Origin of the sequence: Streptomyces sp. NPDC006265 (assembly GCF_040613555.1) — a bacterium.
Lineage (GTDB): Bacteria > Actinomycetota > Actinomycetes > Streptomycetales > Streptomycetaceae > Streptomyces.
Genome location: NZ_JBEXSH010000394.1, coordinates 1 through 8,004 on the forward strand (window position 1 = coordinate 1; position 8,004 = coordinate 8,004).

At 70.2% G+C, this 8,004-nt stretch carries 6 protein-coding genes, 1 rRNA gene and 1 pseudogene; 6 read left to right on the forward strand and 2 right to left on the reverse strand.

Going from position 1 to position 8,004, the window contains the following annotated elements; translation table 11 throughout:
• The 5 genes from ABZ281_RS27770 to ABZ281_RS27790 form a co-directional block, all read left to right on the forward strand.
• Positions 1-602 (forward strand): hypothetical protein (locus ABZ281_RS27770; protein WP_356659763.1); only part of this gene is annotated, 602 nt, incomplete at its 5' end.
• Positions 592-1,917: a hypothetical protein gene (locus ABZ281_RS27775; RefSeq protein ID WP_356659765.1), complete on the forward strand. Its 1,326-nt coding sequence runs from the start codon at positions 592-594 to the stop codon at positions 1,915-1,917. The genes ABZ281_RS27770 and ABZ281_RS27775, both read left to right, overlap by 11 nt.
• Positions 1,914-3,470 carry an SCO6880 family protein gene (locus ABZ281_RS27780; protein ID WP_356659767.1) on the forward strand — a complete coding sequence of 519 codons (1,557 nt, stop codon included), beginning with the start codon at positions 1,914-1,916 and terminating at the stop codon, positions 3,468-3,470. Before ABZ281_RS27775 ends, ABZ281_RS27780 begins: the two co-directional genes overlap by 4 nt.
• 6 nt (positions 3,471-3,476) lie before the next feature.
• Positions 3,477-4,886 (forward strand): ATP-binding protein, encoded by a 1,410-nt coding sequence (locus ABZ281_RS27785; protein ID WP_356659769.1) that lies wholly within the window; start codon positions 3,477-3,479, stop codon positions 4,884-4,886.
• A gap of 16 nt (positions 4,887-4,902) precedes the next feature.
• Positions 4,903-6,477 (forward strand): TraM recognition domain-containing protein, encoded by a 1,575-nt coding sequence (locus ABZ281_RS27790; RefSeq protein WP_356659771.1) that lies wholly within the window; start codon positions 4,903-4,905, stop codon positions 6,475-6,477.
• Positions 6,478-6,502: 25 nt separating this feature from the next.
• Here the strand turns inward: ABZ281_RS27790 and ABZ281_RS27795 are convergent, their stop codons facing one another.
• Complete coding sequence (locus ABZ281_RS27795) at positions 6,503-7,045, reverse strand: GNAT family N-acetyltransferase (protein ID WP_356659773.1); 543 nt, start codon at positions 7,043-7,045, stop codon at positions 6,503-6,505.
• Between the two features lie 291 nt (positions 7,046-7,336).
• Between ABZ281_RS27795 and ABZ281_RS27800 the strand changes: the two are divergent.
• Positions 7,337-7,846 (forward strand): annotated as a pseudogene (locus ABZ281_RS27800) (response regulator transcription factor); the annotation flags it as partial.
• 63 nt (positions 7,847-7,909) lie between these two features.
• On the opposite strand, the gene rrf reads toward ABZ281_RS27800, so the two are convergent.
• A 5S ribosomal RNA gene (rrf, locus tag ABZ281_RS27805) occupies positions 7,910-8,004 on the reverse strand; the annotation flags it as partial.

Consider the following 8,004-nt stretch of genomic DNA (forward strand, 5'->3'; position numbering starts at 1 on the left):
AGCCCGATGCGGCGGCGACGGCCCCCTCCGGCCAACGCCCCGTCACGTCCAAGTCCGCCGCCGGTATCCCGTCGGGCTTCGCCCAGGACCAGGAGGGGGCGGAGAGCGCGGCGGCGAACTACGCCGTCGTCCTCGTCTCCGCCGACATCCTCAAGCCCGCGCGGCGACCCGAGATCGTCCGTCAGGTGTTCGACGCCCGCCGGGTCTCCGCGCTGGAGAGAAACCTCGACCGGGTCTACAGCAAGGCGTTCCTGGAGAAGGTCGGCCTGGACGAGAACGGCGAAGCACCCAAGGGCAGCACCTACGTCTCCCGCACGACGCCGGTCGGCACCAAGGTCACCGACTTCTCGGGCAGCACCGCCACGGTCGAGGTCTGGTGCACGGGCGTGTTCGGGATGACGGGGGAGAGCTCCCAGAACCCGGTCACCAACGACTGGTTCACCATGGCCCTCCAGCTGCGCTGGACCGACGGCGACTGGAAGGTCGACGGCTTCTCCCAGAAGGAAGGCCCCGCGCCGGTCAACGGCGACAACAGGGTGTCCACATCGGACGACATCTCGAAGGCCGTCGAGGAGTTCGGAGGGCTCACTTATGCCCGGTAGCCAGCGCCGCGTGGTGAAGGTCGCCGTAACCCTCACCGCCGCTCAGACCGCCGTCGTCCTGTTCGCCACCCGGACGGTCGCGGCCCCCACCCCCTCACCGACGCCCAGTGATGACGACTGTGCCCTGCTCTCCGGCAAGGCGCTGGAGGTCTGCCAAGGCGACACCGGCAGCGGAAGCGGTGGCGGAACCTCCCGCCTCGCCCCCACCTCCGCCCTCGACCCCCTCTCCTCCCTCGCCAAGGGCTGCGCCGACGCCGCCTCCTGGACCGTCGACAAGCTCAGCGACGCCGTGAAGGAGACCGCCAACGTCGACTTCACCAACCCCAAGTTCCTCCAGCAGTACGCCGTCGTCTTCGCCGCCTCGACGATCCTCACGCTCCTGCTCTGGCTCCTGGCCGTCGCCAAGCGAGCCGTCCGCGGCGTCCCCATGACCACCGCCCTGTCCGAAGCCATCGGCTTCCTCTGGCTGACCGTCCTGGCCTCCGCCTTCACCCCCCTGATCCTCTACACCGTCGTCTCCGCCACCGACGGCATCACCGAGGTCCTCGCCAAAGCCACCGGCGACCAGACCGACGCGTTCTTCGGCACGTTCTCCGAGGCCCTCAAGAAGGGCGAGGACATCGGCGGCGGCCCGATCATGCTGATCGTCGTCTCCCTGGTCAGCATCCTCGCCGCCGGCGTCCTCTGGCTGGAGCTCATCATCAGGGCCGCCCTGCTCTACGTCGGCGCCCTCCTCGGCACCGTCGTCTACGCAGGCCTCGTCGACAAGAACCTGTGGGGCCACGTCCGCCGCTGGGCCGGCATCATGATCGCGGTCATCCTCATCAAACCGGTCATCGTCATCGTCCTCGGCCTCGCCGGCGCACTCTCCGCCGACGACGGCCCGAACGCCTTCTCCGCCGTCGTCTCCGGCCTCGCCATCATCCTGCTCGCCATCTTCGCCAGCGCGATGATCTACCGCTTCGTCCCCGGCTTCGGCGACGAGATCGCCGGCTCCCGCAACAACCGCCTCATGCAGGGCGCCGAGAGCAAGGCCGCGGCCGTCATCAGCTCCCCGGCGTCCCTCGTCGCCCAGGGCATCAAGACCCACAGCACCCGCGCCGACAACAACGGCGGAGGCAGCCAGTCCTCCGCCCCCCGCCCCAGCAACCCCGCCTCCGGCGGAGTCGCCGCGCACAGCGCGCGCACATCGAACGGCGGCGGATCTGTCCCCTCCGCCGCACCAGCCCCCCGTTCGAGCAGCCCCGTCAACACTCCCCACGCCAGCAACACCCGCAACAGCAGTACCAACCGCACGGGAGGTGAAGGGCGTTGACGACCGAGTCCCACGTGTCCCATCCGGTCACGCCCCGCCGGACATATCTGATCGGCCGCGCCCGGCCGAACGCGATCATCGGCCGCAACCGCGAGACCGGCGAGATCGCCCTGATCGTCGTGGGCGCGTTCCTCGGCATGATGTGCGGGCTCCTCGTCCCGGTGCTGTCACTGCGCATCGTGCTGCTCGCCGGGTTCCCGATGCTGGCGCTGTCCGCGGTGTACGTGCCGTACAAGCACCGCACCTTCTACAAGTGGTTCGAGATCAACCGCAGCTACAAGCGGACCCTGAAGCAGGGCACCGCCTACCGCTCCGCCGTCATCGAGGCCGGCACCCGGCTCGACGGCCGCGAGGTGGAGATCGGCCCGCCCCCCGGCATCGGCCGCATCACCTGGCTGGCCGCCCCCTTCGGACCCGACGAGATCGCCGTGCTCCTGCACGCCGACCGCAAGACCGTCACCGCCGCCATCGAGATCGAGGGCCCCGGCGTCGGCCTGCGCGACAGCGAGGACCAAGAAGCCCTCGTCGACCGCTTCGGCACCCTGCTCAAGCACGTGGCCAACGGCGACGGCTTCGTCACCCGCATCCAGATGCTGGCCCGCACCCTCCCCGCCGACCCGGACGCCCACGCCAAGGACGTCGCCGTCCGCGGCGACGAAAAGGCCCTGCGCTGGCTCCAGGAGTCCTACGACCAGCTCCAGTCGATGGTGTCCACCAGCAGCGAGCAGCACCGCGCCTACCTCGTCGCCTGCATGCACTACACGCGCGAACTCGCCGCCGAGGCCAACGCCATGGCCCGCGCGGCACGCGCCCACGGCGGCAAGGTCGACCGGGACGCCGGACTCGCCGTCGTCATGGCCCGCGAGCTCACCGACATCTGCTCGCGCCTCCAGGAAGCCGACATCCGTGTCCGGCAGCCCCTCGGTCAGGGCCGGCTGTCCTCGCTGATCCACTCCATGTACGACCCGGACCACCCGATCGACCACATCCAGGCGATGACCAAGCGCAACTCCTGGCCGGCCGAACTGGACGCCATGGAGCCCACCTACCTCCAGGCCAAGACCCGAGAGTCCTCCACCCGCGCCCCCTGGTGCCACGCCACGGCCTGGGTGAAGGAATGGCCGATGACCCCCGTCGGCGTCAACTTCCTCGCCCCGCTGCTCGTCCACACCCCGGACGTCATCCGCACGGTCGCCGTCACCATGGACCTCGAACCCACCGAGGTCGCCATCGAGCGCATGCTCACCGAGAAGACCAACGACGAGGCCGAGGCGTCCCGCGCCGCCAAGATGAACCGCACCCTCGACCCGCGCGACGTGGCCGCGAACTCCCGCTTGGACCAGCGCGGCGAGGACCTCGCCAGCGGCGCCGCCGGCGTCAACCTCGTCGGCTACATCACCGTCTCCTCCCGCTCACCCGACGCCCTCGCCCGCGACAAGCGGACGATCAGGGCCTCGGCCGGAAAGTCGTACCTGAAGCTGGAATGGTGCGACCGCGAGCACCACCGCGCCTTCGTGAACACCCTTCCCTTCGCCACCGGCATTCGGAGGTAGGACCTGATGCGGGACCCGCTGTCCGTCCTCACCGACGCCTTCACCTCCTTCCTCTTCGGCAAGGTCGAGACGACCAGGCTCCCGGTGCGCACGTCCACGGGCCAGGCCCAGGCGGTCTACCTCCCGACCGCCGCCCCCGGCCTCGGCGACTCCGGCGTCATCATCGGCCGCGAGGTGTACTCCGGAAAGGGCTACATCTACGACCCCTTCCAGCTCTACGGCCAGCAGCTCCCCGCCCCCCACTGGCTGGTCCTCGGCGAGTCCGGCAACGGCAAGTCGGCGCTGGAGAAGACGTACGTCCTGCGCCAGCTCCGCTTCCGCGACCGCCAGGTCGTCGTCCTGGACGCCCAGGGCGAGGACGGCGTCGGCGAATGGAATCTCGTCGCGCAGGAGCTGGGCATAACCCCCATCCGCCTGGACCCGACAGCGGCCCTGGACATGGGGATCCGCCTCAACCCGCTCGACCCCGCGATCACCACCACGGGCCAGCTCGCCCTGCTCCGGACGATCATCGAAGTCGCGATGGGGCACGGCCTCGACGAACGCTCGGGCTTCGCCCTCAAGGTCGCCCACGCCTACGTCAGCGAGACCATCGTCGACCGCCAGCCGGTCCTGACCGACATCGTCGAGCAGCTTCGCCACCCCGAACCCGAGTCGGCCGAGGCGATGAACGTCGCCATAGACGACGTACGGGCCTGGGGCCTCGACGTCGCCCTGGTCCTGGACCGCCTGGTCGACGGTGACCTGCGCGGCATGTTCGACGGCCCCACCACGGTCGGCATCGACCTGGACGCCCCGCTCATCGTCTTCGACCTGTCCCACATCGACCGCAACTCCATCGCCATGCCCATCCTCATGGCGATCGTCGGCGTGTGGCTGGAGCACACCTGGATCCGCCCCGACCGAAAGAAGCGCATCTTCCTGGTCGAGGAGGCCTGGCACATCATCAACAGCCCCTTCGTCGCCCAGCTCTTCCAGCGCCTGCTGAAGTTCGGCCGACGCCTGGGCCTGTCCTTCGTGGCGGTGGTCCACCACCTGTCCGACGTCGTGGACGGGGCAGCCGCCAAGGAAGCGGCGGCGATCCTCAAGATGGCGTCCACCAGGACGATCTACGCACAGAAGGCCGACGAGGCGAGGGCGACGGGACGGGTGCTGGGGTTGCCCAGGTGGGCGGTGGAGATCATCCCGACGCTCACCCCCGGCATCGCCGTCTGGGACGTCAACGGCAACGTCCAGGTCGTCAAACACCTGGTCACGGAGACCGAACGCCCGCTGGTCTTCACCGACCGCGCGATGACCGAGTCCTCCGCCGACCTCGCGGACGACGCCCTGCACGCCGCCGAACTCGAGGCGGAGGAACGTGCCGCGGCCTTCGTGGAGCACCACCTGGGCGACTCCGAATCGACGGTGGCGTAGGCACAGGGGAGCACGCGTGAGACCGGACGACCGCCACACCCAGCGCGGCCCCCAGGGAGGCATCCCGGACGGCCTGCTGGTCGGCATACTCGCGTTCCTCCTCGGCATGACCGTGCTGGCGTGGACGGCCACGGGCCTCGCCGCCCTGTTCGCCCACGGCTCCTGGCCCTCCGGCGTCACGTTCACCCGGACGCCGCTCGCCATGCGCGGCCTCATCGCCCAGCCCCACGACATCCCCGGCGCCTGGCCCGACACACCCCCCGGCGAACTCTCCGGCTACGGCCTGTTCTGGGGCCTGTTCATCGGCCAGCTGATGATCCTGGTCGTCCTGACGGTGTTCGTGATGGGCACCCTGGCCCGGTGGCGGGCGGTCCGGGCCAGGAACCGGGAGCGAAGGGCGACGGCGGCGGAGGAACCGGCGGTGTCCAAAGCACCGGACCGGGAAGCCACCGCGTACGACACGCACACACCCGTGCGGCACGAGGTCCCGACCCCGGCGCAGAACCACGGACCCGCCTCGACGCCACACGAGGTCCCGACCCCTCGCCGCTCGCCCACCGACCCCACGAGCCCCCAGGACACCGCAGCGAGCCCGGCCTCCCCCCACCCGGCGACGGCCCCCGCGACCCCGGCCTCTCCGTTCAGGCGGGAACGGGTGATCGGGTGGGAAAAGATCCTCGTAGCCCCGAGGGAAACCCGCCAAGCCACCGCAGCCCAGGCGGTACGCGACGCGGAAGGCCCGGCCCTCGTCGTCACGTCGAACCCGCTCCTCTGGCAGGACACCAAGGACGCCAGAGCCAAGCTGGGCCCCACCCACCTCTACGACCCCACCCACCTCTGCGACACCCCGTCCCGCCTCCACTGGTCCCCCACCACCGGCTGCGAGGACAAGGACACGGCATCCCAGAGAGCCACCGCTCTCCTCACCCCCGTACGCCCCACCGCCAAACTCGACCAGGCCCTCACCGACACGGCCACCACACTCCTGCGCAGCTACCTGCACGCCGCGGCGATCGACGGCCGCACCATCCGCCACGTCCACCGCTGGTCCCAGGGCACCCAGATCCAGGACGCCGTACGCATCCTCCGCACCAACCCCAAGGCCGCCCCCGGCTCCGCGGGTGAACTCGAGGGCACCCTCACGGCCCACCCGGAACGCCGCGACATGGCCCAGCAGTTGACCACCCGCGCCCTGTCGGCCCTCTCCACGGTCAATATCCGAGAAGCCTGCACTCCCAACCGAACTGATGCCCTCGCCTTGGATTCCTTCGTCCACGAAGGGGGCACGCTTTATGTGGTGGGGGAATCCATCGAGGACCCCAGGACGAACCCGGGCGCCATGCCCCTCCTGACGGCCCTCGTCTCGAGCGTGGTCGAGCGCGGCCGGCACATGGCCGAACGGTCATCGGCCGGTCGCCTCGACCCACCAATGACGCTCGTCCTCGACGACGTCGCGGCCGTGGCCCCGCTTCCCCAGCTCCCGGAGCTGCTGGCCACCGGAGCGGACCGGGGCATGCCGACCCTGGCCCTGCTCCGGTCCCGCGAACAGGGCCGCGCCCGCTGGCCGCACGACGAACTGCCGGTCCAGTAGCCCGGGGTCCCGGTGCGCCGGCCCCTCACTCCCGCTCGAGGACGAACTCCAACTCGCGCTCCCCCGCGTCCCCCAGCGGCACGGTCACACCACTCGGCAGGAACCCCACCCGCCGGTAGAACCGCTGCGCCCGCCCGTTCTCCTCGTGCACGATGAGCCGCACCCGCTCCAGACCCTGCGCCCACGACCACTCCAGGGCCGCGTCGAACAGCACCTCGGTCAGCCCGCTCCCGCGCTCCTCGGGCCGCACGAACACACCGACCACATGCCCCTGCTTCCGCTCCACCGGAAACCCGGCCCAGTCGGTCGTCCCGGGCTCCTCCACGAGCACGGTCAGCGTCCCCACCCACCGCCCGTCGGGCCCCTCGGCGATGATCTGCTGCGCCTTGTCCGCCCCCTCGGCGGCACCCGCGGTCCGCTCCTGCCAGAAGGAGTCCGGTCTGGCGGCAGCCTCCTCGTATGTCTCCAGGAAGGCCAGGTGGGCCACCGGATCCCGCAGCGCCGCGAGCCGCAGCTCCTTCGCCGCGACCCACTCGCCGGCACGGACGGACCGGATCACATAGCTCATGCGGCCACGGTAGTACCCGGGTACGACACCCCTCACCCCGATTACCCCACCGGTCCGACGCCCGCCGCCCCCGCACACGCGAGCATCGAAGCATGCCGACGGCACACGAACCGACCATCCGCTACGACGACGTGCGTAACGCCGTCCGCCACCGCGAAATCGCATGGCGCCCGGCACCGGATCCCGCACGATGGACCCCGTGACGGACCACCGGGCGCCGGAGCCTCTCACCGAATACGCCCAGCAACTCACCCACCGGGTGCGCGCCTTCGACCGACGCCACCCACTCCCATCCGCATGCCCGGCCTCGACGGCATGGAGGCGACCCGCCGCATCACCGCCGCCGGCGACCGCACCCGCGTCCTGATCGTCACCACTTTCGACCTGGACGAGTACGCCTACGCCGGCCTTCGCGCGGGCGCCTCAGGATTCCTCGTCAAGGACGCCCAGCCCGAGGAGCTTCTCGCCGGTATCCGGGCGGTCGCCACGGGCGACGCGGTCGTCGCCCCCAGCCTGACCCGCCGCCTCCTGGACGCCTACGTCCACCATCTCCCGACGGGCCCCTCCGCGGAGGCCGGGACACAGCAGGACGCCCGCCTCATGTCGCTCACCGACCGGGAACGCGAGATTCTCACGGTCATCGGCCAGGGCTGGACGAACACGGAGATAGCCGCGCGTCTCCACCTGGCCGAGTCGACGGTGAAGACCCACGTGGGCCGCATATTGGCAAAGACCGGTTCCCGGGACCGCATTCAGGCGGTCATCCTGGCGTACGACACGAAGCTGGTGCAGCCGTCCTGAATGGGTTCGGGCTTAAACGCAGAAAACCCCCGCATCAAAAGATGCGGGGGTTTCCCAAAAATTGTTCGGCGGCGTCCTACTCTCCCACAGGGTCCCCCCTGCAGTACCATCGGCGCTGTAAGGCTTAGCTTCCGGGTTCGAAATGTAACCGGGCGTTT

Coding starts and splice junctions, on each gene's coding strand:
- ABZ281_RS27785 (WP_356659769.1), top strand. CDS start 3,477: ATGCGGGACCCGCTGTCCGTCCTCACCGACGCCTTCACCTCCTTCCTC.
- ABZ281_RS27775 (WP_356659765.1), top strand. CDS start 592: ATGCCCGGTAGCCAGCGCCGCGTGGTGAAGGTCGCCGTAACCCTCACC.
- ABZ281_RS27795 (WP_356659773.1), bottom strand. CDS start 7,045: ATGAGCTATGTGATCCGGTCCGTCCGTGCCGGCGAGTGGGTCGCGGCG.